The sequence below is a fragment of the Collinsella sp. i06-0019-1H4 genome (genome assembly GCF_042849575.1).
In the GTDB taxonomy this organism is placed as follows: Bacteria; Actinomycetota; Coriobacteriia; order Coriobacteriales; family Coriobacteriaceae; genus Collinsella.
Window position 1 is genome coordinate 343,834 of sequence record NZ_BAABYB010000001.1, and the last position, 24,709, is coordinate 368,542.

Annotated in this window: 20 protein-coding genes; 13 read left to right on the forward strand and 7 right to left on the reverse strand. The window is 59.5% G+C overall.

Translation table 11 applies throughout. The annotated features are described in order from the left end of the window. Positions 1 to 385 precede the first annotated feature (385 nt). The 5 genes from ACGHEN_RS01400 to ACGHEN_RS01420 all read left to right on the forward strand — a co-directional run bounded on the left by ACGHEN_RS01400 (position 386) and on the right by ACGHEN_RS01420 (position 6,340). Positions 386 to 1,393, forward strand: a complete 1,008-nt coding sequence (locus ACGHEN_RS01400) for a YitT family protein (RefSeq protein WP_390396752.1) — start codon at positions 386 to 388, stop codon at positions 1,391 to 1,393. A 111-nt stretch (positions 1,394 to 1,504) separates the two neighbouring features. Then, entirely contained in the window at positions 1,505 to 2,224 is a 720-nt protein-coding gene (locus tag ACGHEN_RS01405) for a GntR family transcriptional regulator (protein WP_390396755.1), read from the forward strand. A 262-nt stretch (positions 2,225 to 2,486) separates the two neighbouring features. Beyond that, the gene (locus tag ACGHEN_RS01410; RefSeq protein ID WP_390396758.1) at positions 2,487 to 4,469 is read left to right on the forward strand and encodes a RecQ family ATP-dependent DNA helicase; all 1,983 of its coding nucleotides are present in this window, start codon (positions 2,487 to 2,489) and stop codon (positions 4,467 to 4,469) included. A 2-nt stretch (positions 4,470 to 4,471) separates the two neighbouring features. Then, positions 4,472 to 5,227, forward strand: a complete 756-nt coding sequence (locus ACGHEN_RS01415) for a GntR family transcriptional regulator (protein ID WP_390396761.1) — start codon at positions 4,472 to 4,474, stop codon at positions 5,225 to 5,227. A 144-nt stretch (positions 5,228 to 5,371) separates the two neighbouring features. Continuing rightward, complete coding sequence (locus ACGHEN_RS01420; protein ID WP_390396764.1) at positions 5,372 to 6,340, forward strand: SIS domain-containing protein; 969 nt, start codon at positions 5,372 to 5,374, stop codon at positions 6,338 to 6,340. Positions 6,341 to 6,470: 130 nt separating this feature from the next. On the opposite strand, the gene ACGHEN_RS01425 is transcribed toward ACGHEN_RS01420, so the two are convergent. Continuing rightward, positions 6,471 to 7,448 (reverse strand): L-lactate dehydrogenase, encoded by a 978-nt coding sequence (locus tag ACGHEN_RS01425; RefSeq protein WP_390396767.1) that lies wholly within the window; start codon positions 7,446 to 7,448, stop codon positions 6,471 to 6,473. Positions 7,449 to 7,658: 210 nt separating this feature from the next. Here ACGHEN_RS01425 and metA point away from each other — a divergent pair, with 210 nt between their 5' ends. Both metA and ACGHEN_RS01435 read left to right on the forward strand, forming a co-directional pair. Then, positions 7,659 to 8,585: a homoserine O-succinyltransferase gene (gene metA / locus ACGHEN_RS01430; RefSeq protein ID WP_390396770.1), complete on the forward strand. Its 927-nt coding sequence runs from the start codon at positions 7,659 to 7,661 to the stop codon at positions 8,583 to 8,585. A 453-nt stretch (positions 8,586 to 9,038) separates the two neighbouring features. After that, positions 9,039 to 10,001 carry a hypothetical protein gene (locus ACGHEN_RS01435; RefSeq protein ID WP_390396772.1) on the forward strand — a complete coding sequence of 321 codons (963 nt, stop codon included), beginning with the start codon at positions 9,039 to 9,041 and terminating at the stop codon, positions 9,999 to 10,001. A gap of 167 nt (positions 10,002 to 10,168) precedes the next feature. Here ACGHEN_RS01435 and ACGHEN_RS01440 read toward each other — a convergent pair whose 3' ends face one another. From ACGHEN_RS01440 to ACGHEN_RS01455, 4 genes are all read right to left on the reverse strand, one after another. Next, positions 10,169 to 10,765: a 5-formyltetrahydrofolate cyclo-ligase gene (locus ACGHEN_RS01440; protein ID WP_390396775.1), complete on the reverse strand. Its 597-nt coding sequence runs from the start codon at positions 10,763 to 10,765 to the stop codon at positions 10,169 to 10,171. A 146-nt stretch (positions 10,766 to 10,911) separates the two neighbouring features. Beyond that, entirely contained in the window at positions 10,912 to 11,241 is a 330-nt protein-coding gene (locus ACGHEN_RS01445; protein ID WP_390396778.1) for a type II toxin-antitoxin system HicB family antitoxin, read from the reverse strand. Continuing rightward, positions 11,234 to 11,497: a type II toxin-antitoxin system HicA family toxin gene (locus ACGHEN_RS01450; protein WP_117746728.1), complete on the reverse strand. Its 264-nt coding sequence runs from the start codon at positions 11,495 to 11,497 to the stop codon at positions 11,234 to 11,236. The genes ACGHEN_RS01445 and ACGHEN_RS01450 overlap by 8 nt, the downstream gene beginning before the upstream one ends. A 375-nt stretch (positions 11,498 to 11,872) precedes the next feature. After that, positions 11,873 to 14,917: an insulinase family protein gene (locus tag ACGHEN_RS01455; protein WP_390396781.1), complete on the reverse strand. Its 3,045-nt coding sequence runs from the start codon at positions 14,915 to 14,917 to the stop codon at positions 11,873 to 11,875. Between the two features lie 527 nt (positions 14,918 to 15,444). Here ACGHEN_RS01455 and ACGHEN_RS01460 point away from each other — a divergent pair. From ACGHEN_RS01460 to ACGHEN_RS01470, 3 genes are all read left to right on the forward strand, one after another. Next, positions 15,445 to 16,920 (forward strand): ATP-binding protein, encoded by a 1,476-nt coding sequence (locus ACGHEN_RS01460; RefSeq protein ID WP_390396784.1) that lies wholly within the window; start codon positions 15,445 to 15,447, stop codon positions 16,918 to 16,920. Positions 16,921 to 17,049: 129 nt separating this feature from the next. Next, the gene (locus tag ACGHEN_RS01465; RefSeq protein WP_390396787.1) at positions 17,050 to 17,715 is read left to right on the forward strand and encodes a PilZ domain-containing protein; all 666 of its coding nucleotides are present in this window, start codon (positions 17,050 to 17,052) and stop codon (positions 17,713 to 17,715) included. A 5-nt stretch (positions 17,716 to 17,720) separates the two neighbouring features. Continuing rightward, positions 17,721 to 18,872: a hypothetical protein gene (locus tag ACGHEN_RS01470; protein ID WP_390396789.1), complete on the forward strand. Its 1,152-nt coding sequence runs from the start codon at positions 17,721 to 17,723 to the stop codon at positions 18,870 to 18,872. A gap of 48 nt (positions 18,873 to 18,920) precedes the next feature. Here the strand turns inward: ACGHEN_RS01470 and ACGHEN_RS01475 are convergent, their stop codons facing one another. After that, complete coding sequence (locus ACGHEN_RS01475; RefSeq protein WP_390396792.1) at positions 18,921 to 19,433, reverse strand: hypothetical protein; 513 nt, start codon at positions 19,431 to 19,433, stop codon at positions 18,921 to 18,923. Between the two features lie 399 nt (positions 19,434 to 19,832). On the opposite strand from ACGHEN_RS01475, the gene ACGHEN_RS01480 reads away from it, so the two are divergent. Both ACGHEN_RS01480 and ACGHEN_RS01485 read left to right on the forward strand, forming a co-directional pair. After that, a complete protein-coding gene (locus ACGHEN_RS01480; protein ID WP_390396795.1) occupies positions 19,833 to 20,627 on the forward strand; it encodes a hypothetical protein in 795 nt (264 codons plus the stop codon). A gap of 70 nt (positions 20,628 to 20,697) precedes the next feature. Then, positions 20,698 to 21,642, forward strand: a complete 945-nt coding sequence (locus tag ACGHEN_RS01485) for a hypothetical protein (protein WP_390396798.1) — start codon at positions 20,698 to 20,700, stop codon at positions 21,640 to 21,642. A gap of 88 nt (positions 21,643 to 21,730) precedes the next feature. Here the strand turns inward: ACGHEN_RS01485 and dcm are convergent, their stop codons facing one another. After that, complete coding sequence (gene dcm, locus ACGHEN_RS01490) at positions 21,731 to 22,993, reverse strand: DNA (cytosine-5-)-methyltransferase (protein WP_390396800.1); 1,263 nt, start codon at positions 22,991 to 22,993, stop codon at positions 21,731 to 21,733. Between the two features lie 141 nt (positions 22,994 to 23,134). On the opposite strand from dcm, the gene ACGHEN_RS01495 reads away from it, so the two are divergent. Beyond that, positions 23,135 to 24,640: a Sau3AI family type II restriction endonuclease gene (locus ACGHEN_RS01495; protein WP_390396803.1), complete on the forward strand. Its 1,506-nt coding sequence runs from the start codon at positions 23,135 to 23,137 to the stop codon at positions 24,638 to 24,640. Positions 24,641 to 24,709 lie beyond the last annotated feature (69 nt).

Below are 24,709 nucleotides of genomic sequence, written 5' to 3' on the forward strand. Positions count from 1 at the left end.
ACTCCGGGACGCGGATGCCGGGGCGAGACAGGTCGGATTTGAGGACGGCCGAAGAGGCGTCAGCAGGTCAGTGGGTCATCGTCCCGGCATTCAGCATCAGGGTAGCGCTGCGACGCGGAAATCGCGCGCCGTTGCCGCGCCCCGCAGTGCCCGCTTCCCCCGAGAACAATTATCAGTGCAGGTCACAGAGGTGACTTTTTTGGGTATGCTCGGTGGGTCGCGAAAAGTCTACTCACTTAGAATTTGGCTCTTTGGTTGGGGGGTTGCTGGCTCGTTTTGGCTCGTTTTGGTTGTCGAGAGAGGGTGAATTGAGGCGCCTTCTCGCGCTCCATGCTACAATCGCCGGCATGCCCCACAACTACATCTGCCCTCGAAAGGAGCCTACGTGGCGAACGCCATCGATCAGCTCACGGACCGCGTGCTCGTGCTCGGCCGCCTTACCATTGTCCGCCGCGCCATCACTGCTGTAGCGGTCACAATTTCCGCCGTTCTCCAGACATTCCTGATCCAGGCGTTCATTCGCCCCGCCGACCTGCTTCCGAGCGGTCTCACCGGCGTCGCGGTCCTGCTCGATCGCGTTACCTCGCTCGGCGGCGTTCATATCGACATCTCGCTCGGCATGCTCGCGCTCAACATCCCCGTGGCGCTTCTGTGCTGGAGCGGCATCAGCAGGCGCTTCGTCATCTTCTCGATGATGCAGGTCGTGCTTTCGTCGCTGTTTCTCAATATCTTTCACTTCGCCCCGTTTTTGGGCGACAAGATCATGCTCATCATTTTTGGCGGCGTGGTCTCGGGCCTGGGCGCTGCCATCGCGCTTAAGTCCGGCGCATCCACCGGCGGTACCGACTTTATCGCGCTGTGGGTTTCCAACCACACGGGCAAGACCATCTGGGGCGTTATCTTTGGTTTCAACTGCTTTATCCTGGCGATCTTTGGCTTTATGTTTGGCTGGGACAACGCGGCGTACTCCATCGTGTTCCAGTTTATTTCGACCAAGACCATCGACAGCTTCTACCGCCGCTATGACCGCGTAACGCTGCAGATCACGACGCGCAAGGCCGACGAGGTCATGAACGCCTATATCGACCATTTTCAGCACGGCATCAGCTGTGCCGAGGTCGTTGGCGGATACAGCCGCGAAAAGATGTACCTGCTGCACACCGTTGTCTCGACCTACGAGAGCCAGGACATCATCAAGTTGGTGTGCGACATTGATCCCGGCGCAGTGATCAATGTGTTCCACACGCTTAACTTTGTGGGCGGCTGGTGGGGCGGTCATGTCGACGAGCCCATGCCTACGGCCGTGCCCGATCCCGACAAGCCCGCGCGCATGGCGAGCCGTCAGGCGCGCCTCAGCGAGCAGGACAGCCTGCAGCAGGATGACGGCAAGTAAAGATTTGTTGTATGTGGTGTATCGTTTTATCAAACTGAGGTAACATATAAAAAGACGTTATATACGTATTAGATATTTCAAATATCGATATTTTGATAAGAGTGATCAGATATGCCCGCATCCAACAACGCGCCACTTTACCAGCAGATTTACGATGAGATCAAGGAATCGATCGAAAAGGGCGTCTATGCACCCAAGGAGCGTATTCCATCTGAGCTTGAGCTTGCCGAGCAGTACGAGGTGAGCCGTATCACGGTGCGCCGCGCTGTTGAGGAGCTGTGCTCCGATGGCTATTTGGTCAAGCAGCAGGGCCGTGGCACGTTTGTCGCTACGCCGCACATCAACCGTCAGTTCCATGCTTCGACGCTGCAGACGTTTACCGAGCTTTGCGCCGATAGCGGCATGAAGGCGGGCGCGCATGTGATCGATCGCCAGATTGTGCCGGCGCGCCAAAACGAGATGGAATTCTTTGGCCTGCAGAAGGATGCGCTGCTGCTGCATATCAAACGCGTGCGTACGGCCGATGGTGAGCCCATCTTTGAGGAAAACATCTTTGTGCCGTTTGATACATACCGTGAGCTGTTGACGGCCGATCTTGAGGACAAGTCGATTTTTGCCGAGGTCGAGCGCGTTGGCGGAATCCCGGTTGTCTCCGCTGGCTACCGCACGGTCGAGGCTGTTCGCGCCAGCGCCGAGCAGGCGGCCGAGCTGGGCATTGCCCCGCACGATCCGCTGCTCAACCTGCGCGCCGGCTTTATCGGCCCCAATGGCGAGCCGGTCCTGATGGGTAAGCAGTACTACGTGGGTAGCCGTTACGTCATGGTCATGTAGGTTGCGGCGTTTTACCAAACGCCGCAACCGCTCGACGCTGCAAGCCCGCCAGAGCGGCAATCTGCAGAATGAGCGTGGATAATCTCCCGTTTTTGGCTTGGTGACGGGCCCAAAGTGGGAGATTATCCACGCTCATCCGGAAAGTGTCCAAAAATCCACGCTCGTTCCTTTCGGATTGCGCCGCCCGTGGCCGGCAACCGTGGGGCACCGGTCCGCGTGGCGGCGTATAATCGGCGGCAGATGACTTGGACGTTAGGAAACCATGACCGATAGCATGCAGCAGATGGCGCTCGACACGCTCGGCGCCTATTTTGGCTACACCTCGTTTCGCCCGGGGCAGGACCGCATGGTCGATGCGATCCTTGCCGGTCGCGATGCGCTGGGTGTTATGCCCACAGGCGCCGGCAAGTCCATTTGCTACCAGGTGCCCGCACTCATGCTGCCCGGCATCACCTTTGTGGTGAGTCCGTTGCTCTCCCTTATGGAGGACCAGACCCGTGCGCTGCTCGCGGCGGGCGCGCGACCCAGCTATCTCAACTCCAGCCTTACTCCGGCCCAGCAAAATACCGTGCTCAAGCGGGCGCGCGAGGGCCGCTACCAGCTTATGTACGTGGCGCCCGAGCGCCTGCTCGAGCCGCGTTTTCTGGCCTTTGCGCAGGAAGCTGCGGCCGAAGGCGGCATCGGCGTTCCGCTCGTGGCCATTGACGAGGCCCACTGCGTGAGCCAATGGGGTCAGGATTTCCGCCCCGCCTACCTGCAGATTCGCGAGTTTATCGATTCCCTGCCGCAGCGCCCCATCGTGGCGGCCTTTACCGCTACAGCGACTGAGCGCGTGCGTGCGGACATTCAGCAGATGCTCGGCCTGCAAAACCCGGCGACGGTGGTGACGGGCTTCGATCGCAAGAACCTCTACTTTGGCTGCGAGGAGATGGGCGACAAGGCCAAGGCCGCGTGGGTGCGCGACTATGTGATCGCGCATTCGAGTGAGAGCGGCATCGTATATTGCTCGACCCGCAAGACCGTCGATGCACTCGCCGGCGAGCTTGCCGAGGCGCTGGGCCCCAGCGGCATTCGCGTTGGCCGCTACCATGCCGGCATGGGCAACGACGCCCGTCGTCAGAGCCAGCGCGCCTTTATCGACGACGATATTCAGGTGATGGTTGCCACCAACGCCTTTGGCATGGGCATCGACAAGCCCAACGTGCGCTACGTCATCCATAACAACGTGCCCGAGAGCATCGAGGCCTACTATCAGGAGGCGGGCCGCGCCGGTCGCGATGGCGATCCGGCCAGCTGCCACCTGTTGTGGAACGGCAACGATTTTCGCATGCGTCGCTTTTTGATCGACCGCGGCGACGCTGCCGACGAGGCGCTCGATGACGAGCAACGCGCGTGGGCGCTCCAGAACCGATATCGTCTGCTCAGCCAGATGGAGGGCTACTGCAATACCACCGGCTGCCTGCGCGAATATATGCTGCGCTACTTTGGCGACGAGGCCGCGGCCGAGCATGCTGCTGCGGCTGGTGCGGGCGCCACCGCCACAGACGACGCCGAGGGCTGTGGCAACTGCAGCAACTGCCTCACGCAGTTCGAGGTCGAGGACGTCACCGATATGGCCCGCGCCACCGTGCGCTATGTGGCCACGCGTCCCATGCGCTTTGGCAAGTCGCTCATCGCCGATGTGCTCCACGGCGGCAACACCGAGCGCATCCGCCAGATGCATCTGGACGAGGACCGCGGCTATGGTGAGCTGTCGAGCGAATCGGTCGGGCGCATCAAGGACATCATCGGCCAGCTGTGCGGCCGCGGTTATTTGGCCACCTCGCAGGGGCAGTACCCGGTCGTGGGCCTGGGTCCGCGTGCCGGCGAGGTCGAGGACGAGGCGTTTGCCTTTACCGTTAAGCGTCGCGCGTCCAAGCGCAAGGCCTCGGCCCGTGCTCGCCGTGCGGTGGATCTGCTGCGCGAGGAGGCCGAGCTGGATCAGCGCCCGCGCGTGGGCGACGATGCCGAGCTGTTCGAGCGCCTGCGCGCCCTGCGCAAGGAGATCGCGGCCGAGCTGGAGATGGCGCCGTACATGGTCTTCTCCGACAAGGCCCTGCGCGGCCTGTGCCGCCTGCGCCCGCAGACGCGCGACGAGCTGATTCAGGTCAACGGCATTGGCGAGAAAAAGGCCGACGCCTTTGGCGAGCAGTTTATGGCGGCGATTGAAGAGTTTGAATCCGAGCGTGCGCGAGATGGAGCGTAACAATGGCAACCGACGATAAAACCGGCCGCGCTGGCGTATCCGCCGTACCGCTGTACCAGCAGGTCATGGACGACCTAAAGGGCGAGATCGCGCGCGGCGTGTATGCGGCCGGCTCGCGCATTCCTTCCGAGATGGAGCTCGCGAAGTCTTACGGCGTGGGACGCATCACCGTGCGCCGCGCCATCGAGGAGCTGTCGCGCGCGGGGTATCTCGACCGCCAGCAGGGGAGGGGCACCTTTGTGTGCGCTCCCAAGCTCAAGCGCAAGATTGTCCAGAAAGGCGACGTCCAGAGCTTTACTGAGGGTTGTGCCGCCAACGACATGGTGGCCGGAGCGCGTCTGGTGTCGCGTACGGTGGTCGCGGCGACGCGCGAGGATGCGGCGTTCTTTGGCGTGGAGCCCGGCTGCGAGCTCATCGTGGTCGAGCGCGTGCGCACGGCCGACGGCATCCCCGTCATGCTCGAGAACAACGCCTTTGTGCTGGCCGACCATCCCTACCTGCAGACGCTTGCCGACAAGGACCTCACGGACAATTCCATCTTTGCGCTCGTTGCCGAGCATTCGGGCCGCGCGCCGCTCAAGTCCGACCCCTGCACCGTGGAGATTGCGCTTGCCGATACTCAGACGGCCCCGCTGCTGGAGGTGCCGGTCGGCGAGCCTCTCTTCTATATGGAGGCCTACTTTACCGACGCCGGCGGGCGCCCTCTACTGCTCGGCCGCCAAAAGATCGTGGGCTCGCGCTACGTCTTCGACATCTAACGTTCACGAATAGAACAACATGGAACAAATTTACCGCAATGGCTTCCACCGTGGCTGCATGCGTGGTATATATAGAACAACATAGAACGACAGCAGGTACGAGCAGCCGTCGCCAAAAGCCGCCACACAAGGAGGGGCATCAGCATGAACGCACATGATCTGATTCAGGAAATTATCGAGCGCAAGGGCAAGGTCGAGAACGTCTTTTGGATCGCCTGCGGTGGTTCGATGATCGACCTCATGCCGGCCAACGAACTGCTCAAGCGCGAGGCCACCACGTTTACCTCGACGGTCTACACGGCGCGCGAGTTTTGCCTGATGACTCCCAAGAGTCTTGGCGAGAAGTCACTCGTCATCGCCTGCAGCCACAGCGGCAACACGCAAGAGGTCGTCGACGGCTGCGAGATGGCGTTGGCTGCCGGCGCCGAGGTCATTGCCCTTACCGACTGCGAGGGCTCAAAGATCGGCAACGGCAAGTGGACTACCTGGGTCTATCCCTGGGGCGAGGGCGTGCCGCAGGCCGAGGTGCCGCAGGGCATCGGCGCTCTGATCGCCGCTGAACTGCTCGACCAGCAGGAGGGCTACGAGGCGCTCACTGACATGTACGCCGGCCTTAAGCAGATGGACGCGCTGCTGCCCGCCGCACGCGAGAAGGTCAACGCCGAGCTGGGCGCCCGCTTTGCCGAGCTCTGCCAGCAGCACGAGTTCTTCTACATCCTGGGCTCCGGCCCCAACTTTAGCCAGACCTACGCCATGGCAATCTGCTCGCTCATGGAGATGCAATGGCAGCACTGCTGCTACATCCACTCCGGCGAGTATTTCCACGGCCCGTTCGAGGCTACCGAGCCCGGCGTGTTCTACTTTGTGCAGCTCGGATCGGGCGAGTGCCGCCCCATGGAGGAGCGCGCGCTGGCGTTCCTCAACACGCACACCGACACGATCATGGTGCTCGATGCGCTCGAGTACGGCGTGGGCGAGGTGCCGGCCAGCGTGCGTTCGTTCCTGGAGCCGATTTTCTTCTACGCGATGAGCTGTGAGCTGCGCGCCGCCCGCGGTAAGGTGTTCGACCACAGCCCAGAGGTTCGTCGCTACATGGGCGTCGAGCAGTACTAAGTAGCGGGAAAAGCATTCACCTTCGATTCGCAAGCGTGTCGTGTGAGTCAAAAGCGGGCCGTGCCGGGGATTTCCGGCACGGCCCGCTTGGTATCGCGCTTAGATTCGCAAGGTTGTGGCAGCCAACGGCCTACTTCGCGTCGTATGCCTCGGCGTCCCACCAGTCGAGCTGGGCGATGTTGTCGCGAATGTGCTGACAGCTCTTGTGGAAGCCCTCGAGCTCGTACTCGGACAGGTCGAGCGTGTAGACCTCCTCGACGCCCTCGGCACCGATCACACACGGCAGGGAAGTAAAGATGCCCTCCTCGCCATACTGGCCGGTCATAAGCGTGGAGGCCGAAAGCACGGCGTGCTCGTTGTGAAGCACGGCGGCGCAGACGCGCGCGGCGGAGTTGGCGACGGCGTACTCGGTGCACTGCTTGCCCTGGTAGGTCACATAGCCGCCCTTGCGCGCGAGCTCTTCGACCTCCATGTGGTCGAAGGCGTACTTGTCGGGGTTCTCGGCCTGAAGCTCGTTAAGGCTCTTGCCGGCAATGGTCGCGGTCTTAAAGGCGGCCAGCTGGCTAAAGCCGTGCTCGCCGATCATGTAGGCGTCGACGGACTTGGGGCTCACGCCGACCTTCTTGGAGATCTCGGTGCGCAGGCGGGCGGAGTCCAGGCCGCAGCCCGAGCCGATGATCTTCTTGGGGTCGTAGCCGGTCAGATGCCACAGCTCGGTGCACACGACGTCGCAGGGGTTGGAGATACTCACGAAGATGCCGTCGAAGCCGGCGTCGACGATGCGCTTGGCAAAGGTGCGGGCGGCGTCGGTGGTAAAGAACAGCTCGCCGTCGCGGCTGCCGGCAGCCAGCGCGACCTTGCCGGCAGCGTTGACGATAACGTCGCAGCAGGCCAGCTCCTCGTAGTGGCCGTAGCAGTTGACGATCTTGGTGTTATACGGGACAAACGAAAGGGAGTCGCGCAGGTCCTGGACCTCGGACGTCACCTTGGCCTCGTTGATATCGCACAGGTACAGCTCATCGGCAATGCCCTGCATGAGCAGGCTGTTGGCGACATGTGCTCCTACGTGGCCCTGGCCGACCACACCGATCTTACGCGTCTGGTACATATATGTATCCTTTCGGCCGAGTTTTTCGCGTCGAACCATTGTAGCGTTCTGCTGTTACTTTGCTAGGCTAAAGTGCAGTAGATTTTGGGACATGCCTTAATCTCTACTTTTGGAGTGATTTGGGCCGCTGACGGCATCGCTGGGCGATGCACTCGCGCGGATGGGGCCGGTCGTTGTACCATAGCTGCAACTGACTCGTAAGGAGCATCCATGCCCATTCGCATCCCCGACGCCCTCCCTGCCGCTGCGCAGCTCGAGAGCGAGAACATCTTTGTCATGACCGAGTACCGCGCGCTGCACCAGGACATCCGTCCGCTGCGCGTACTCATCCTCAACCTCATGCCCACCAAGATCGCCACCGAGACGCAGATCATGCGCAAGCTCTCCAACACGCCCCTGCAGGTGGAGGTGGACCTGCTGCGCACCAAAACGCACGAGGCCACGCACGTGAGCGCCGGCCACCTGGAGACGTTTTACCGCACGTTCGACGACATCCGCGACATCCACTATGACGGCCTGATCATCACGGGCGCGCCGGTGGAGCAGATGCCGTTCGAGGAGGTCGACTACTGGCCCGAGCTCTGCCAGATCATGGATTGGTCCACCACGCACGTGCACTCTACGTTGCATATTTGTTGGGGCGCACAGGCGGGGCTCTACCATCACTACGGTATCCAGAAGCACGACTTGCCGGCAAAGGCGAGCGGCGTGTTCGAGCATTATCTGGTGAAGCCGCAAAGCCCACTGGTCCGCGGCTTTGACGACCGTTTCTATGCCGTGCATTCGCGCAACACCGATGTGCGTCGCGAGGACGTGGAGGCCGAGCCGCAGCTCGAGGTCGTAGCCGTATCCGACGAGGTTGGTCTGTACATCGTCAAGTCGACCGACAGCCGCCGCTTCTTTGTCTTTGGCCATCCCGAGTACGATACCGACACGTTGCGCCTGGAGTACGAGCGAGACGTCAAGCGCGGACTCAACCCGGAGGTGCCGGCGCATTACTTTCCGGGTGACGACCCCTCCGCCGAGCCGCGCAACGTCTGGCGCAGCCAAGCTCAGCTGTTCTACACCAACTGGCTCAACTACTACGTCTACCAGACCACGCCCTACGACCTGGCCCGCGCCGGCGAGGAGCACTAGGCTGCGGCCGTGGCTGCGACTGTGGCTGTGCTCACGGCATGACGAGCGTGGATTATCGGACACGCGAGCGTGGATTTTCGGACGTTTACAAATCGAGCGTGGATAATCTCCCACTTTTGGCTTGAAACTAGGCTCAAAACGGGAGATTATCCACGCTCATTTTTTATATGTAGATGCTGATGGCTCGGCTAAGAGACGGTGCGTGCAGAAGCAAAGTCGCATTTGGCGTGGTCTTGAATCTCGACGGGTTTTTCTTTCTGATAATCCAATGGACCAAGGCATCGAATTGTGGAGACGGGGACCTTTCGACAACCGCCCTACCTGCAGATATAAGCCATCAGCCTAAAACGCCCAAAACCGTCAAGCATTTGGTCAGCGCCTGGACAGCGTTTGGTCAGACTTCGCATGAAACCGTCTGGTACGTTTGCGCCGTTCCAAGAGTTGGGAGGCGACATGGGAAACATGACGGCGAATCAAAGACTTGCAAGCCACATTAAAGCATGCGAACAGCAGATGAACTGCGTGTACGCGCGCACGACAGCAGAGGCAAAGCAGATTGAGCGGCGGGTGGCGGCGGGAAGTCTCGAAGTGGTCATGCCGGGGCTGTATGCGCGTCCGGAATACTGGTCCGAGCTCAAGTTTCGGCAGCGTTATCTGCATCGGGTGCGGGCTCTTGCGCAAAAGCACCCCGACTGGACATTTTGCTCCTATACGGCGGCTGTTATCTATGGCCTTTCGGTTTCGCATGCCAATTTGACGCACATCCATATCGCCGCGGCGCCGGCGCAATCGACGACGCCCGGCTCTCAGGTGATTCGCCATCGTTATGTTCGTCAAACGCGGGCAAGCCAGATGGATATTGCCGTGACCGATATCGATCAAACGATTACGGATTGCCTGGTCGATGCATCGTTTGTCGAGGGGCTGATCATCGCAGACTCGGCGCTCCATGAGCAGCTTTTGTCGAAGGAGCATCTCGTTGAGGCAGTCGACAAGCTTGGCTTGAATCGTCGCGGTGTTGTGGCGGCGCGAAGTGTTGCACGGTGTGCCGATGGCCTGTCGGAAAGCGGCGGCGAGTCCAAGGCGCGAGCGCTGATGATCGAGCGCGGCTGGCAGGTTCCGGAGCTGCAAGTTGAGCTGTTCGACCCGGTTGAGCCGGGGAGGCCGTATCGCGTTGACTACCTGTGGCGCGTGGGCGACCGGTTGATTATCGGGGAGTTCGACGGATTCGTTAAAAGCGAAAAGGCGGCGGAGGAGGGCAAGCTCGCAAAGGCGCAATTTGACGAGCGCCAGCGCGAATCGAGGCTTTCGCTGCTTGATAACTGCAAGATTGTGCGCCTGTGCTGGGATGATTTAAGGGATCCGGCAAAACTCGACCGCAAGCTCAGAGTTGCCGGCGTGCCGCGCGTGCGCTGAGGCGGTTGCAGGGCGTTGAGCCGCACGAGCGTGGAAATTCGGACGGACGAGCGTGGATTTTTGGACGCTTGTTGAATGAGCGTGGATAATCTCCCACTTTTGGCTCGTAAGGGGGCTCAAAGTGGGAGATTTTCCACGCTCATCTTGCGGGTGCGATACAGCGGCGATCAGGCGCTGATGATGTGGAGTAGCGGCAGGTCGTGGGCGTCGGTGGGAACGTGGTCGACACGCTGCTCGTCAAAGGCGATGCCGATGATTTGACATGCGGGCGAGAGCGTGAGCAGGTAGCGATCATAGCAGCCGCCGCCGTAGCCCAGGCGCGCGCCGGCGCGGTCGAAGGCTACGAGCGGCACGACGACCATGTCGAGAGCTTCGGCAGACACGATAGGGAAGCGGTCGTTGTCGATGTCCACGGCCGCAAAGACCCGCGTGGGGTGGGCGATAAACGGTGCCGCGGACGCATCGTCGGCGGCAACTGCCCGCATGCACATGCGCTGGCCACAAGCTGCGGCATCAATTGCCGAGAACATGCACGGATAGGCCACGCGCCAGCCGCGTTTGGCGGCCGCTGCGGCAAACGCGGCAGGATCGACTTCGGAACCCATCGCGGCATAGACGGCAACGGTGCGCGGCGCCGCGGCATCCGAGCGATCCAACAGCTCAACCAGCCGCGCACAGATAACGGCAGACTTCGCCGCCCGCACATCTAAATCAAGAGCATCGCGCCGAGCAATCATCGCCCGTCGCAACTCAGCCTTGTCCATCCCAGCCTCCTCTAGCAAACCTGCCAAAAAGGGACAGGTTTATTTTGGCAGGTTTTATCTGGGCAAACGCGATATGGGCAGTAAAGCCACCGCAAATATGCCTGTGAGCTGCGCCCTTTGTGGTTGTTTGGGCCTATGCGTTAATGCTATAACGCCGCAGCGATTGCTTCAGTCACAAACTTATTGAGTGACTCACCCTTCTTTGCCGCTGCCAGCGCCGCTTGCTTGTGGAGCTCAGAGCCCGTTCTTACGTTGAACGAGCCCTTAAAAGCCCGCTCGGGTTCCTCGCCTTTCTCGGCGCAAAACTCAAGGTAATCGTCGACGGCGTCGTGGAAGCATTGCTCCACTTCTTCAGCTGTGGAGCCTTCAAATACGATTGCGTCCCTAATGCCGGTGACCATACCTGTTAGCACATGCTGTTCGGCATCGAACTCGACTGGGGCGAAATAACCCTTGTATGCCAAAACGTTACTCATGACTACCTCCGACATCTTGCAGAAATCGAACGATGTTTCGAATGGTCCCCGCCGTCAATTCGTCAGATGGATGTGGCGCGTGCATTACGAACATCCTGCCATCTGATGGCCTGTAGAAGCGAATGCGCGATCCGGATGTCTTGCCTTTGTTGTCCATTTCAAAGCCATATGAAGCCATGACTTTTAAAAAATCGGTATACCGATACGTCGAAGGGCAGCTAAGCAGTTGGGCGATGAGTTTATCGGTCCGAGTCATCCCGCCTCACATTCTGCAACTATATCTTAGTTGCAATTTAAGTCCGATGCAAGCACCCCTACTATAGAACAAGTGTTCGAATCAACGCAAAGGCACCTGCCCCTTCGTGGTGGTTTTTGCTGGTGGGGCGGGTGTCTGCGGCGGTTTGTCTCGATCTGTAACAGTAACTCGGCAAAATCTGACCTAGATGTTACAGATTGAGACAAAGGGCCGGCGTCATCCGAAAACGTCTCGATTTGTAACATCTGGAGCCAATATTGCCGCCTAGATGTTACAGATTTAGACAAACTGGTGGGACGGGTGAGCTGCCCCGCCCAAGCAGCGGCAAAAGAAAAGGTAGATTTTCAGGCATGTCCCAAAAATCTACCTTTGTGGTTAGCTGAGCAGGTCGACGACGTTAAAGCCGGCGTTGCTCTTGGCGATGACGTCTCGACCGCCAAAGACACAGGTTGGCGACTCGGCTGCGATGCGCGTCACGTCGGCGCCGAGCGAGCGAAGCTCACCGGGCGTGGCGGCGAGCATCTGGGCGCGGCGCTCCTCGCGTGCGTGCGGATCGAGCCCGGCCAGGTAGGTCGTGTTGCGGCGCTTGGTGAGCGCGTACGGCTTCACCGGCGCGTCCATGCCGCTCACGCAGCTCACGATAAAGCCCTCAAAGGCGGCCTCGTCGGGCTCAAAGCTGCCGAGCCATTCGCCTGCGCGCGCCACACGCTCAATCGAGGGGTCGATTGCCGGGTCGCGGTAGGTGTAGAACGCCGCCTGACGCTCGCCGGCCGCGCGGAATCCGCAGCCGTACGCGCCGCCCTTCACGCGGATCTCGTTCCACAGATAGTCGTAGGAGAGTGCGTTGGCAGCAACCGCCCAGGCGCCCGTCACGTCAATGCCCAGGCGACGCGGGTCGCACGCGCTGGCCGCAAAGCAGATGTCGCTGGGGATGACAAAAGCCTCGTGGCGGTCGCACGGCGTCGGCACCACGAGCGCGTCACGGCCGGCATCGGCGCCGTCGCCAGCGCCCAGCCCCAGGTCGCCCGCGGCGGCCCAATATGCGCCAAAGTCTTCATCGCTGCCAGTAAAGCTCGCCAGACAGCCATCGGCCACAAAGATGCGGCCTGCCAGCTCGGCAAGCTTGGTGCGCAGGCCGTCCAGACGCTCGTCAAAGTGGTCGAGCAGATCGCGCAGGAACAGATAGAAATCCACGCCCGAAAGCTGCTCGCGCACCACGGCCGAAGGCGAGCTGTAGCTCATCGCGCGACCGAGCGCCGCCGAGTGACCGTTGTTGATAAAGCCCTGCTCGAGCCCAATGCGAATCTGCGTGAGCACGTCGCGCACGCGGTCGGCATCGGCGTCGAGCAATAGCGTGCTCGACCACACCTCGCGCGGCAGGCTTGCCAGCGCATCGATCTTCTCGGACAAGGCGCCGGCGCTCACCAGCAGGTAGGGGCGCACGCCGTCCACGTCGGGCTGGGTCATGACCTCGGTCGTAAAGCTCAAAAAGCCCAGCTTGCCGGCGAGTAAGTTGTCAAGTTCCTCGGCCGAATGCTCGCGTGTGGGCAGCTGCTTGAGCAGGCGGCAGAGCAGCGTCACGTAGGGCAGGTCCTCAAATGCGACGCAGCTCAGGTCGAAGTATTGCATGGCGTAGGCCAGGCGGTTGGTGGGGATGCCGTGGCGCAGGCAGGGGATGGGCGCGGTCGTGTCCACGACGAGCGGCGGCTCGGGGCGCGCCTCGCCAATGTCGGATACACGCAGGCGCGGCAGCGTTGCCTTGTCCTCGGGCGTGTCCTCGGCCTCCTGCGCGGCACGTAGTACGGCCGTGCGCTCGACCACGTCCGCCAGCTCGGCATCGGACATGGAGTCGCGCTTGGCAGCCAGCTCGGCGGCCTCGGCACCCTCTGCACCCTCGACAGCGTCTACCGGAACCAGCTCGACCAGCGCCATATGGTCATTCTCCAGCACGAGCTCGCGCAGCAGGTCCTCAAAATGGCTGCCGTCCAGCTCGCCACGAAGCTCCTCGTACACCGGGCCATACTTGAGCGCCAGCGTCGCGGCGTCGTCATCGTAGAGCCAGGTGCTCAGCGCGTCGCACGCAATGGCCACGCCGTCGGCGATACCGTAGTCGCGCTGGCGCAGGTCGTATTCGTTGCTGCTGATGATGGCTTCCAGGCGCTCGCGCGGAACGCCGTGCTCGCACAGGTCGCGGCAGGCGTCCTGGAACACGCGACGCAGCTCACGCGCCACGCCGGGCTGCGCGTTTTGCAGCATGATGAGCTCGTAGGGCTGCAGGCTCTCGGCCGCGGTGTAGCTCACCACGTTGCCGCCCAGGCCGGCGGCAAGAATGGCCTTCTTAACCGGCGCTTCGTTGGAACCCAGCAGCGCCTCGAACAGGATATCCGCCGCGATTGTGCGCTTGCGGTCGAGCGCGCTGCCCAGTACAAGACCCAGGCCCACCAGGGCGTTCTCGGGCGTGGTGGCCATCTCGACGCGCTGATACTCGCAGGTCACGGGCGCCTGCACGCCCAGCGGATTGGGCGCCAGCGTGGACGGGTCCTCGCCGGCGGCAACGGCGGCGTCCATGCGGCGGCTCGCGGCACTCGGCTGCGACAGATAGCGCTCGTCCAAAAATGCCAGCGCGCGGTCCACATCTAGGTCGCCGTAGAGCGTTATATAAGAGTTGGAAGGATTGTAGTGGCGCGCGTGCGTATCCAGGAACTGCTCGTAGGTGAGCGCGGGAATCGCGCGTGGGTCGCCGCCGCTCTCGTGCGCATAGGCGGTGTCGGGATAGAGCGCGGCGTTGACGGCGTCGTCCAGCACGCTCATGGGGTCGGACAGCGCGCCCTTCATCTCGTTGAACACCACGCCGTTGTAGCGCAGCGTGCCCTCGCGCAGGCTCTCGGAGCTGCCGTCGCCCTCGCCCTCGGCGCCCTCCGGCAGGTCCAGCTCGTAGTGCCAGCCCTCCTGCTCAAAAATGGTGGGCTTGGTATAGATGGCCGGGTTGAACACCGCGTCCAGGTACACGTCCATCAGGTTGTACAGATCCTGCTCGTTGGTGGTAGCAACGGGGTAGATGGTTTTGTCGGGGTAGGTCATGGCGTTGAGGAACGTCTGCATGGAGCTCTTAATCAGGTCGACAAACGGCTCCTTGACGGGAAACTTGGCCGACCCGCACAGCACTGAGTGCTCAAGAATATGGAACACGCCGGTGGAATCGGCCGGCGGCGTCTTAAAGCCAATGGCAAAGGCCTTGTTTTCGTCGTCGCACGCCAGGTACAGCAGGTGAGCGCCCGAGGCAGTGTGGCGCAGCACGTAGGCGTCTGAATCGAGCTCGGGCACGGTCTCGCAGCGCTCGACGGCAAAACCGTGGCAGATGGTACCGGGTACCAGCAGCGCGGCAGCAGCGGCGCGCGGGTCGGTTGAGGTGGTGGGCATATGCAGTCTCCTTTGACGCCCCAGCGGGGGCGAATCGAGTCGAATCCTCGTGAGTATACCCATATGGGGCCCTCGACCAATCTGCCGCACGAGCGTGGATTTTCGGACACACGAGCTTGGAAATTCGGACGCAAATTGAACGAGAGTGGATTTTCGGACGGAAACAGCCCCAAAACGCCAAAAAACCGTCCGGAAATCCACTCTCGATTCCTGACCGTCCATCACTCATGCATTTCTCATTTCTCACTCATCTCTAATATGAGAGATAACTGAAAGACGAGAGATAAATATGAGAGATAACTGAGCAGCAAGGAGACAAGCAATCATGGTATTGTCTCAATACTGATTGTTCTACCAGCAAAAACATGTTTAAATGAAACAGATGACAGACATCTTTTCTTTCATCTCTCACTTATCTCTAATATGAGAGATAGCAGAAAGATGAGAGATAATTACGAGAGATAACTGAGAGACGAAGGAAATCTATTCGTGGCATTCTCCGCCGGGCCGAGCGAAAGGACATGCAGATGAACGAAAACGAGCTGACCGGTCTGCTCGAGTCTTTAAGGCGCATGGGCTCGGACGATCTTAACGTCGAGGTCAAGGAGAGCGCCACGACGCTTTCCCGCGACGTATGGGAAACGGTTAGTGCATTCGCGAATACCGCTGGCGGAATTATCGTGCTCGGCGTGAGCGAGCGCGCGGGCTTTGTCCCGGTTGAGAACTTTGAGACCGAGAAGGTGCTCAACCAATTCGTGGCGGGCATGGGCGATGCCGGCGGTCGCGGAAAGCTGGCCAATCCGCCCAAATACACCATTGAGCGCGTGGAGCTTCGGGGTACCGTTGTTCTCGTCATCACGATCGAGGAGCTCGACCCGTCGAGCAAGCCTTGCTATGTAATAGAGCGGGGCGCTCAAGGTGGCAGCTACAAACGCATCGATGACAAAGATGTCCCGCTTTCGTCGACCGAGGTTTTGGCACTGTCGTCATATGAGCGGACGAGCCCCAGTGATCGCGACGCAGTGCCGGGCGCGGGTGTGGGCGACCTCGACGAGGCCCTGGTCGACCGCACGATAGAGCGTGCTTTCTCGCTGACGCCCCGAGCTATGCACGGTGCGACGGACAAGAAAACAAAGCTGGAGCGCCTGAATTTCCTCGATTCCCAAGGCAACGTGACTAAGGCCGGACTCCTGGTTGCGGGCGCCTATCCTCAGCAGTTCTACCCCAAGCTCTTTATCGATGTGGCGGTCTATGCCGGAACGCAGAAGGGCGCGGCGGGGTCGTTGAGGTTCATGGACCGTACGATCTGCGAGGGAACGTTGGGCGAAATGATCTCGGATGCCGTCGCGGCGGTCGCCAAGAATTTGCGACGAACCTCGATGATCAAAGGCGTCTCGCGTGTCGACTCGCTGGAGATTCCCGAGGAGGTCCTGCGCGAGGCAATTGCCAACGCCGTAATCCACCGAGAATACGGAGACCGGTTCTGTGGGCAGTCGATCGCTGTTGACGTCTTTGATGACCGTATCGAAGTGACGAACCCCGGCGGCCTATACGGAGGAAAGACTCGCGAGAACCTGTTTGACGGCAGCTCCCGATGTCGCAATGCGACGCTTGTGAAGCTCATGTCGCTTGCCCCATTGCCCGACGGCGCGGGCTCTCCTGCCGAAGGCAACGGGTCGGGCATTCCAATGATGCTCGATGCCATGCGTGCGCAAGGTCTGGCCGAGCCATTGTTTTGCCCGGGTTTCGACCGGTTTAAGGTTGTCCTCTACCGAGCGAAGGTTGAGCAAATCGATCATGGCGGGGACTTAATTGTGGCGGCACTCAAGCGCAACGGCGAACTGGGAACACGTGAACTGGCAGAATGCACGGGACTCACCGTCTCCCAGGTTAGGGTACGCGTCAATGCGCTTATCGCACAAGGCGAGCTTGAGCCCACGGCGCCGGCGACGAGCCGCAACCGCAAGTACCGGCTGACGGAGCGCGCGGGGCAGCTGCACTAGTGGCTGCCCCGCCTCACATCCGCGCCATTTCACGCGCTGCACATCGAAACCTGCGGCAAAGCAGTTACAATAGCCCAATGTGCATCGCGCACGACGATGATATCGGCGCCCGCGACTGGGGGAGAATACATGGCAGAGCAACAGATAACGCCGGGGACTAAGCTTCAGGTGGCATTCGACGTGCCCATGGGCCAAAAAACCGACTTCAACATGCTCGCCACGTACAAAGAGAACCTGGACGAGGCGTACTTTCTTATGAGCGCGCCCATGCTCGCCGGCAAGCCGCTCATCATGGACGAAAACCAAAAGCTGTTGCTGCAATACAAAGTGGGCGAGGAGACGTTCGTGCTCGCCGGCTACCCCGAGGCAGTCGAGAAAAAGGGCATCCGCACCTACTGGAAAATGCGCAAAGTCGCCGAGCAGCGCACCTTCGTTAAGCGCCGCGACGAGCGTTTTAAGGTCGCCATGCGCCTGAACTACCAGCGCGACAACGCGCCGACCCACGAGCCCGAGGACGCCATGACCATCGACGTCTCGGCCGGCGGTCTGGCTATCTACCTTAACGATTACCCCGACGTGGGCGAGGCCCTGGCCGTGCAAATGCCCACGATCCGTCTGCAGGGCGAGCGGCACGAGCTGCCAGAGCAGCTGGGCATCGTGTGCTGGGTGCGCCGCGCGCCCAAGGGTAGCCTGTACCGCAACGTCTGCGGCCTGCAGTTCCGTTACGCCGACGACATGGAGCGCGAGCTCGTCAAAGAATACGTCGGCTACATTCGCACCAAATATAAGATCTGATTGCCATGGCTCTGTTCAAGCGTAACGACAACAAAGATCAAGCTGCCGAGGATTTGGCTGAGGATTTGGCCGAGGGCCAGGCCGAGGACACGTCGCAGAACGCGCCCGGCACCAATGCCGAGGACGTGCCCGGCGAGGACTCCGCGCCCGAGCAGGCTCCCGCCTCCCGCACGCGCTTCGGCAAGCCCAACCGCAAGCCCAAGCCCAAGCGCAACCTGCGCGGCGTGGTACGCATTGAGGAGCTGGAGCAGGCGCTGGCCGACCAGGACCTCGACGACATCGACCCCGACGCGGTCGTATCCATGTATATGCCCAAGCGCCGCATGGAGCGCATCGGCGCGGCACTGCTGCGCATGGACAAGCTGCAAAAGGCCCTCGTGGTGCTGGCGCTTGCCTTTGGCGTGCTGTTTGCCCTGTCGTTTATGCAGGAAAACATGGGTAACTTCACCATCAACCTCAACCGCCTGGAGTTGTTCCGCCGCGGCGTGGCCATTGCCGACAACGGTGACTTTAACAACGCCACCGCGCGCCTGGCGGCCGACGCCGTGGACAACGGCACCAATATCGCCGCCGAGGACCTGCCCGATAACCTGGACGACATCGACGGCAGCCACAACGGCAAAAACTACGTAGCGTACACCTTCTATATCCGCAACGCCGGCAAGACCGATCTGGGCTATAGCGCCAAGCTCAAGGTGGCCAGCGCCAGCAAGGGCGTGGAGAAGGCGGCGCGCGTGAGGGTGTATCGCAATGGCGAGCCCACCACCTATGCGGCGGCTGCGGCCGATGGCAGCCCCGAGCCCAACACCGAGCCGTTTGCGTCCAAAGACGTGGTGACGACCATTAGCCACGCGAACTTCCGCGTGGGCGACGTGGACAAGTACACCGTGGTCATTTGGCTAGACGGCGACGATCCAGAGTGCGTGGACAAGATCATTGGTGGTGCGGTGGAGTTCGGCTTCGACTTTGATTCGTCCGAGACCGACGACTCGAGCCTGTTCATTAAGTTCGTGCAGGATATTGCCGACACCCTGACCGGCAACGACCCCATTAGCGCGAGCGGCAACGAGGCGCCCGATTACTACAAGGAGCACAACGTGACCTGGAGTAACCGCCGCAACCAAAAGAACTCGCCCGTAGGGGACGGGGATAAGTAGAACGAACAATCGCCGGGCCGGGATTGATTTCCCGGCCCGGCGCTTTTGCTATGCAGAGGCGTTGTCTTTGGAGGTAGCGCCGCTGGCAGTGGCGGCATCCAGCAAGAACAGTCGCAGCGCGAGCTTGATCGCGTAGCCCGGTTTGACCTGCGCCGCGTCACCCGTGCGTTCGCCCAGGTCACTACAGTAGGCGTAAACGTCGCGGATGAGGTCTGCGCCCGAGAGGGTGAACATGTAGCCCGCGTCCGAAAGCGCGTTGCGCGCTGTGGGCAGCCCCGCGGCCGCACAAAAGCTTGCGAGGTCGGGGGCCATGACGGCTTTGTAGTCAATCGTGCGTCCATGGTCCTGTGCGGCATGCTGCTGCGCGCGGACGTGCGATAGCGCCGCTGCCAGCACAAAACTGGGCGTGGGTGCGTTGACGTCGTCGATGGTAGCAACTAACTTGCCGGCAGCCTGCGTGATCAGCCAGGCGACCTCGCGCTGGCAGCGAACGGCCTTACGCGTCACCGGTTTGATCGATCCGGTGGAAACGCTTCCTTTAGGTTGAGCGGCAGCAGCCATAGGGACCTCCTAACAAACAGCCTACGCAAGCGAGCAGAAATTACACGTGCTACATCAGTATAGCGGGTGGGGAAGGGCTAGGGCGAAGCTCGGCGGAGGGTGAATGTATGCGATGGCGTGGAACTGCGGTCGCAAGGCTTAAGAGGGACTTACAGCTTTGTGGGAGAGAGATCAAATAAGGTAAACGATGTTCACATAGCACCACATATAACCCGAGGTGGGCCTATGAATCTGCCGGAATGTAAGCTCTCGAAAACTCATAAGGAAATCGTAAGAATTATGGTATTCTCGATTCCATGTCTAAAGGATGGGCAAGCAACATCCAACACGAAAGCGCGGGCTCCCCTTCCGGGCTTCTCGAGGGTCGTCTGGGATGAATGGGGAAAGAAAGGGGTCCGTATGGATACCAAGGCATTAAAGAAGCAGATGGGCGCCGCCATCGCCATGGTGCTGGTAGCAGCCGTAGCGTTGGGCTCTGCCACCTTCGCATGGTTTGTGAGCAACAACAAGGTCGACGCTACCACCAGTAAGATTTCTGCTCAGTCGAACTCTGCGTTCATGTATATCTATGACGAAAATAGCACCAGTGCCACAAAAAAGGACCAGCGTGCTGATCAGTCGCTCGTGAGGGATACGCCGCTTTATCCTGCTCACTGGGCTTACACCGGCGACGCTGTCACCTATGCGACTGCCGGGAATTTTTACACTGCGTTTGGTGATAGCGCCGATAAAAGCGATATGAGCACCGATGGCGCGAGCCTTGTTCCCGAGTCGGGAGATAAGGCTGCGGGTTCGGTTGAGGCTGCCGTAGCCGGACAATATGCTGTCAAAAATACATTCAAGATTGGCTCGAAGGGCGCTAACCTGGAGAATCTTATTGTCAAGGGTGCATCTATCAAAGATGATGGATCGGATAACGGCCAGTTTGATACCGCGCTTCGTGTTCTTGTGAAGTGTGGAGACAACTGGGTTCTTTGTGACAAGGGCGGTGTGAAGGCCGCTTCTAACACTGGCAATAAGCTTACTGATACGGTTTCGTCTACATCGGAAACTACGGTTGATATGTATGTCTTTTACGATGGTGACGATAGCAACGTCTTTACGAACAATCTTGAGAACCTGACGAAGGCTTCGAAGCGCATCACGGTTGCTTTCAGTGCCACCTCTACTCAGACGGACAAGAAGGCCAACTAACGCCCGCGGGCGTAATGAGAGGCGGGGGAGAACTGTCCCCCGCCTTTTTCTTTAGAGAGGAGGATTTCCGTTGAGCGTTCAGCAGATGAAAAAGCAGCTTGCAGTCGCAGCTTTGTCTGTCGTTATGGCAGCAGTTGCGCTTGGTTCTGCAACGTATGCCTGGTTCGTCTCGAACACAAAGGTCGAGGGCACTACCAGCACCGTTAGCGCTCAGGCAAACGGAATGGTTCTCCAAATTGCTTCTGGTCCAAATGCCATTCATGACGGCAGCGATCACCAAACGACCGCCGCAAGCACTGGCCATGAGATCAGTCCGTCTTCCACGGACGATGCCCATAGCTGGTTTGTACCAAAATCATGGAATGGTACAGATGTGAGTGGTTACCAGAAGGCAACGATTTCTAAGCAGCTTGAGGGTTCCTATGCGCTCAGGGGAGATACCGAGACTTATTACGCCTATACGATGGCGGAATATACGCTCTACACGATTAACCAGACTGGCGAGGCTGACGTCTATCTCGACAACAGCAGCTCGAACGGTCCCGTTGTTGTGACTGCGTCGGAAGGCGCTTCGCAAGATTGGTTCGACAAGATCAAAGGCAGCCTTCGTGTTGGCCTGCTGATTAATGACGAGCTCAAGGTTGTTTATGCTCCGGTCCTTCCGACCGGTAAGGGAAACGATGTTTCTGCTACCGAGGGCTGGAGTTGCGTGAATTCCGGCAGCCTCTCGGTGACCATAGCGCCGTCTTATGCCCACGTGTACGGCGGGAATATGATTGACCAGAACAACAAAAACTGGGGAGCAACTGGAAGCGGCGACTCCTACGTAAAGCCGACGGGCGATGCTCAAATGCTCGCACACGTTGGTTACAACGGGACGAACTTCAAGGTTGTCATTTGGATGGAAGGCACCGACAGCGATTGCCAGAACATGTCTGGTCTCGAAGTCGGCGAAGGAAGTCCGACCTTCGACGTCACCGTCAGCTTGGTCGGCATCGTTCCTGATTCCAAGTAGTGCAAACGCTACAGTAACTTAGACAAAAGACGAGGGCCAGTTCAGAATCGAACTGGCCCTCGTCTTGTTTATGCCAATAGTGGTTCGGCTACAGCCCATACACCGCAACCATGGCTTCACCGATGCGGTGGGGAACACCAGTGACAAGTGCGTTACCCATGCAGAAGGCTCGATGACCATCGGTCATGCCGGTGTCGGTCCAGCCCTTCGGGAATCCCTGGAGCTGATCGAGCTCGTCGGGAACAAGACGACGGAAACGACCGTCGGGGCACTCGATGACATGCTTAAAACGGCTGGCGCCCGTGCCGCCTTCACCTGTGAGAATCGTGCGGCTTGGTTTGTCGATGGCATCCGGGAAGCTCATGGCTCCCTCGGAATACGTATACGTAAAGCCCGTCTTCTTGTTGGTGCGCTCTTCGCGTTTGCTGCCCTTGAGGTAGCGCCAGTCGGGAAGCTTTTCGTCAGAGATGTAGAACTGCTCTGGAACAAGCGCTTCGTTGACAAGCACATCGCCAAGCACACGGCGCTCGCCATGATAGTCCTCGGTGAAGTCGCACGTCAGAACATGGCAGCCCTGCATAACGCCAGCATTCTTAAACTGTGATGTCTTTTGACCAACGCCAAAGCGAGTCGAGTTCTCGTAAGGGTCAGGTAACACATCGAGCTCGGCCATTTCGTCGGGATAGATGGCGGGGAAGGCCTTTGCCATAACGCCGTTATGCATGCGGTCGGCAAGATCGACCTTGCCGGCGTTCTTCTCGCAGAAGATATAAACGCGCTTGCGGCGCTGGGGGAACCCGTATTCCGCAGAGTTGACTACGCGCCATTCAACGGTGTAATCGAGATCGGCGAGGCAGCTCAAGATGATGGCGAAGTCACGGCCGCGCTGAGATGCGGGCGACTTAAGCAAGCGGTCAACATTTTCAAAGAGGCCGAAACGGGGCTTCTTCATCTCGAGGAAGTGATAGATATCCCACCAAAGGACACCCTTCTTGCCCTCGATGCCATGTGCCTGGTTAAGCGGACGTGCGACAGAGTAATCCTGGCAAGGGAAACCACCGACGACCATTTGCACGTCGGGGATTTCAATCTCGCCGGCTTCAGCCTGCTCCAAAACCTTATTGATATCTTCGTTGACAACGGAGTTCTCACCAAAGCGCTCCATGTAACAACGCGCCGCAAACTGGCGGGACTTGGTTCCGGGCGGCTCCCACTGGTTGGCCCAAATGGTGCGGAAGGGGCCGGCTGGTTTCATATAAAACTCGGGATGGCGCGGGTCGGCATAGCCTTCAAGGCCCAGCCGAAATCCACCGACGCCCGCAAAAAGCTCGGCAATGTTAATCTCAGACACGTTTCTCCAATCGCTGCTGTGTCCGTTTATGGTGCTCACAACAATAACCGATCGAGCGGACAAGATCAAGCCCTCAATTTTATGGAGGAAATTGCTGCCCTGAACTACCATGGGGCTAACTGCGACTTTCGGAGGTACCCCATGTCCAAGAAGCACCTCGATTTCAAGCGCATGCTTGACGATACCGATTTTTCTGACCCCTCAAGCATTGAGCGGTATGCTGCCAATCTCGACGGGATGACGTTTCGCGATATTCTCGAGCTCGGTATTGCGCCGGAGGGGGAGAGTGCGCCCAAGGACTTTGGGTCTAAGAAGTACAAGGGCGGTATGGGAACCCTGATTGAGGAACGTTACTTTGGCTACAAGGCCAACAGCGATGATCGGCCGGACTTTCCCGAGGCAGGCGTCGAACTTAAGGCAACGTGTTTTGACGTGCTCAAGGACGGTCGCAAGTCGGCCGGCGAGCGCCTTGTCTTAACGATGATTCCTTACGACCGCCCTGTCTCGCTTGACTACGACAACTCGCATCTCAAGACCAAGCTCAGCAATATCCTGCTGATTTACTACGGCCGTGATCGCTCTATCGATAAATACGACCAGCGTATTGAGCGCGCTGTTATGGTTCGCCTGCCCGAAGAGGACATGAAGATTATTCGCGCTGACTACGAGAAGATCATTTCATACATTCAAGATGGCCGCGCGGATGAGCTTTCGGAGGGCATGACCACCTACTTGGGCGCCTGCACAAAGGGTGCAACCGAAGCGACGATGTGGGTTGACCAGTATTACGAGTATTTCAATACCGATACGGGCGAGATCGAGCGCCGTCGCGCAAAGCGTCGCGCCTTTTCGCTCAAGCGCTCGTATATGGACTACGTCCTCCACACCTATGTCCTCGGTGCCCCGCGCGTTGGCGAGAGTATCGTCCAGGCCGGCGACAAGTCCATTGATTTCGAAAGCTACGTTACCGCGCTTATCGAGCGCCACTATGGCGAAACCGATCGCCAGATTGCGGAGCAGTACGGCCTGGAGTATACGGGCAACAAAGCGCAATGGACGACACTCGTTTATCGAATGCTCGGTATTAAAAGCAACGCTGCCGAGGAGTTCGTTAAGGCCGGGATTAACGTCCGTGCTTGTCGCGTTAATAAGAGAGGGCACATCGAGCAGGCAATGTCCTTCCCTCCGTTTGAGTTTAAGCAGCTAATCAATGAGGACTGGGAGACGTCTTCCTTCCGTGCGCGCCTAGAGACCAGCCGTTTCTTCTTCGTCGTGTTCCGCGAGGACCACGAGGGGATGTGGCGCCTTGACCGCTGCCTATTCTGGGCAATGCCGGCAAACGAAATCGAAGGCCCCGCAAAGGCTTGCTGGGACGAAACGCAAAAGGTTATTCGCGAGGGAGTTGAGCTCAATCCGTATAGGGATTCGAGCGGAAAGCTTAAAGTGGCCAACAACCTGCCTGGTATGGCAGACAATCCAATCGTTCACGTTCGCCCGCATACGTCGAAGGCTGCGTACAGATTCGCCGACGGAACCGAAATCGGCGATATTGCGAGGAACGCCTACGAGCTGCCCGACGGACGCTGGATGACCAGGCAATCGTTCTGGTTCAACAAGGGCTATCTGGAGCACATTCTGGGGCTGTAGGTCCTCGAGCTCGCAACTCAGCTACCTGCGCATACTCGATTTTCGAGGATAACTGGACTCGATTTTCGA

Bases quoted from the DNA above. Each gene is read 5' to 3' on its own strand.
- ACGHEN_RS01455 (WP_390396781.1), bottom strand. From the start codon at position 14,917: ATGCCCACCACCTCAACCGACCCGCGCGCCGCTGCTGCCGCGCTGCTG.
- ACGHEN_RS01420 (WP_390396764.1), top strand. From the start codon at position 5,372: ATGAACGCACATGATCTGATTCAGGAAATTATCGAGCGCAAGGGCAAG.
- ACGHEN_RS01440 (WP_390396775.1), bottom strand. From the start codon at position 10,765: ATGGACAAGGCTGAGTTGCGACGGGCGATGATTGCTCGGCGCGATGCT.
- ACGHEN_RS01460 (WP_390396784.1), top strand. From the start codon at position 15,445: ATGAACGAAAACGAGCTGACCGGTCTGCTCGAGTCTTTAAGGCGCATG.
- ACGHEN_RS01410 (WP_390396758.1), top strand. From the start codon at position 2,487: ATGACCGATAGCATGCAGCAGATGGCGCTCGACACGCTCGGCGCCTAT.
- ACGHEN_RS01470 (WP_390396789.1), top strand. From the start codon at position 17,721: ATGGCTCTGTTCAAGCGTAACGACAACAAAGATCAAGCTGCCGAGGAT.
- ACGHEN_RS01450 (WP_117746728.1), bottom strand. From the start codon at position 11,497: ATGACTCGGACCGATAAACTCATCGCCCAACTGCTTAGCTGCCCTTCG.
- ACGHEN_RS01435 (WP_390396772.1), top strand. From the start codon at position 9,039: ATGGGAAACATGACGGCGAATCAAAGACTTGCAAGCCACATTAAAGCA.
- ACGHEN_RS01475 (WP_390396792.1), bottom strand. From the start codon at position 19,433: ATGGCTGCTGCCGCTCAACCTAAAGGAAGCGTTTCCACCGGATCGATC.
- ACGHEN_RS01425 (WP_390396767.1), bottom strand. From the start codon at position 7,448: ATGTACCAGACGCGTAAGATCGGTGTGGTCGGCCAGGGCCACGTAGGA.
- ACGHEN_RS01405 (WP_390396755.1), top strand. From the start codon at position 1,505: ATGCCCGCATCCAACAACGCGCCACTTTACCAGCAGATTTACGATGAG.
- metA (WP_390396770.1), top strand. From the start codon at position 7,659: ATGCCCATTCGCATCCCCGACGCCCTCCCTGCCGCTGCGCAGCTCGAG.
- ACGHEN_RS01495 (WP_390396803.1), top strand. From the start codon at position 23,135: ATGTCCAAGAAGCACCTCGATTTCAAGCGCATGCTTGACGATACCGAT.
- ACGHEN_RS01480 (WP_390396795.1), top strand. From the start codon at position 19,833: ATGGATACCAAGGCATTAAAGAAGCAGATGGGCGCCGCCATCGCCATG.
- ACGHEN_RS01415 (WP_390396761.1), top strand. From the start codon at position 4,472: ATGGCAACCGACGATAAAACCGGCCGCGCTGGCGTATCCGCCGTACCG.
- ACGHEN_RS01445 (WP_390396778.1), bottom strand. From the start codon at position 11,241: ATGAGTAACGTTTTGGCATACAAGGGTTATTTCGCCCCAGTCGAGTTC.
- ACGHEN_RS01465 (WP_390396787.1), top strand. From the start codon at position 17,050: ATGGCAGAGCAACAGATAACGCCGGGGACTAAGCTTCAGGTGGCATTC.